Origin of the sequence: Methylobacterium oryzihabitans, assembly GCF_004004555.2 — a bacterium.
GTDB lineage: Bacteria > Pseudomonadota > Alphaproteobacteria > Rhizobiales > Beijerinckiaceae > Methylobacterium > Methylobacterium oryzihabitans.
In genome coordinates this window covers 1-2,420 of the sequence record NZ_SACP01000070.1, presented here as the reverse complement: position 1 = coordinate 2,420, position 2,420 = coordinate 1, and the positions used below count along the sequence as shown (strand labels likewise).

The 2,420-nt window shown below is 78.4% G+C and carries 2 protein-coding genes and 1 pseudogene; all 3 read left to right on the top strand.

The annotated features are described in order from the left end of the window. Window positions 1–916, top strand: a 916-nt coding sequence (locus EOE48_RS28360) for a VWA domain-containing protein (protein WP_127734217.1), incomplete at its 5' end; no start/stop codon positions are given. A 388-nt stretch (window positions 917–1,304) separates the two neighbouring features. Then, window positions 1,305–2,228: a VWA domain-containing protein gene (locus tag EOE48_RS28355; protein WP_127734216.1), complete on the top strand. Its 924-nt coding sequence runs from the start codon at window positions 1,305–1,307 to the stop codon at window positions 2,226–2,228. Next, window positions 2,228–2,420, top strand: a pseudogene (locus tag EOE48_RS28350) (hypothetical protein); the annotation flags it as partial. The gene EOE48_RS28355 and the pseudogene EOE48_RS28350, both read left to right, overlap by 1 nt.

Here is a 2,420-nt window from a genome sequence, read left to right as displayed (position 1 = left end):
CGAGTCCGGCACGCGGAGCGCGCCGCTGCCGCCGGCGCGCGCCGGCGGCAGCGGCGCGCTCCGCGTGCCGGACTCGATCGCCGCGCGCCTCGGCGGCGGCGCCACCCTGGCGGCCCATGGCCGGCGCCGGACCGTCCTCGCCTGGATCCTGTGGGCCGCCCTGGTGACGGCGCTCGCCGGCCCGCGCCTCGTGCTGCCGGCCGCGGCCCTGCCGGCCTCCGGCCGCGAGATCGTGCTGGCGCTCGACCTGTCGGGCAGCATGGAGCGGGTCGACTTCTCGATCGAGGGCCGCAACGTCTCGCGGCTGGCCGCGGTCAAGCGGGTCGGAGCCGAGTTCCTGCGCCGCCGGGCCGGCGACCGCATTGGCCTCGTGGTCTTCGCCGACCAGGCCGACGTCGCCGCCTCGCTCACCTTCGACACCGAGGCCGTCGCCCGGACCCTGGAGGAGGCGCGGGTCGGGCTCGTCGGCCGCTCGACCGGCATCGGCGACGGCCTCGGCCTCGCCCTCAAGCGCCTCGACGCGGCGCCGGGCCGGTCGAAGGTGGTGGTCCTGCTCTCGGACGGCGCCAACAATGCCGGCCAGACGACGCCGCACGACGTCGCCGAACTCGCCCGCGAGCTCGGCATCCGCGTCCACACCATCGCGCTGGGCCCGCGCGAGACCGGCGAGGCCGACGGCGACCCCGACGTGGTCGATGCCCGGGCGCTGCGCGACGTCGCCGAGACCAGCGGCGGACGGGCGTTCCGGGTCCGCACCACCGACGACCTCGCGGCGGTCGCCGAGTCCATCGACGAGCTGGAGGCCGACCGCGCCCCGGCCCCGCCGGTGCCCCTGCGCCGCGACCTGTGGCCCTGGCCCGGGGCGCTGGCGCTCCTCACCGCCGTGGCGCTGCTGCTGACGAGGCGCGGGGCATGAGGGCGGATCGTCGTGAGTGGCGTCGTCGTGGTGGCCGGTCGAGAGCTGCGACTCCGACCCTCCCTCCTCTGCGGCAGGGCTGTCCGGAAGACAGAATGGACACGGGGTCCTCCTCTCCCCGCGGGCGGGGAGAGGGCTGCGTCTCCGTTCAGGAGATGCAGCAAGCCCGCAGGGCGAGGGTGAGGGGGAGGTGCCGGATGAGGCTCCTCCCCCTCACCCTCGCTTCGGCTGCGCCTGCGCTCACGGCGGACCCGACGAGGGGTCCGCCGTCCTCTCCCCGCCCGCGGGGAGAGGAGAAATCCCGCGCCACATCCTTCCCCGGACAGACCTTCGCAGCGGGGGAAGGACTCGCGCCCACCCGCAACCACCCCCCACCCCCGGAGCCCCCATGAGCGAGGCGCTGACTCTCCTGCGCCCGTGGTGGCTGCTCGCCCTGCCGCTCGTCGCGCTGCTGGCGTGGCGGGCGGCGCTGCACGCGGCGCCGCTCGGGGACTGGGTGCGGGCGGTCGATCCCGCGCTGCTCGCCGCCCAGGCCGCCCGCGGCGCCGTGCGGCCGGGGCGGCGGCAGGCGCAGGGGGCGCTGGCGGTGCTCGCGGCGCTGCTCGCCCTCGCCCTGGCGGGACCGGCGGTCGAGCGGCCGGAGGCCGGCGGCTTCCGCAACCTCGACGCCACCGTGATCGTCCTCGACCTGTCGCGCTCGGTCGCCGAAGGGGGCGGCTTCGGCGAGGCGCGGGCCGCCGCGCAGGCGGTCGCGGAGGCGGCCGGCACCCGCTCGGTCGCCCTCGTGGTCTATGCCGGCGACGCCTATCTCGCCGCCACCCCGACCACCGACCGCGAGGCGCTCGGCTCGGTGCTGTTCGCCCTCGACGGCGGCACGGTGCCGGATGCCGGCAGCAGCCCGGCCCGGGCGCTGGCCCTCGCCCGCCGGGTGCTGGGCGAATCGGGCGCCGTCGCCGCCGACGTGGTGCTGGTGTCGGACGGCGGCGGCATCGACGCCGCGGCCAGCCAGGAGGCCGCCGCCCTGGCGCGGGAGGACGGCCATAGCCTCCACACCCTGTTCGTGCCCGGCCGCGCCCTACCGCCGGGAGCGCCGCGGCCCGACCGGACCGCGCTCGCCGGCCTCGCGGCGGCGGGAGGCGGTACGGCCGGCGAGGCCGGGGCGCCCGCCGCCGTGCTCGCGGCGGTCGGCGAATCGGTGCCGCGGCGGCTGGCCCGGGGCGGGCTCGCGGTTCTGGCGTGGCAGGATTGGGGGCGCTGGCTGCTGCTACTCGCCCTCGTGCCGGCCCTGCTGCTGTTTCGCCGGAGCGCCTGATGGCCACCGTCCGCCCCGGTCCGGCCGTCCTGACCGCCCTCGCGCTCGTTCTTCTCGCCCTCGGCTGGCCCGGAGCTGCGGCGGCGCTGGCGCCCGATCCGGCGTGGCGCGGCACCGCGCTCTACGCCGCCGGGCGCTACGGCGAGGCGGCGGCCTCCTTCGCGGCGGTGCCGGGGGCTCGGGCGGCCTACA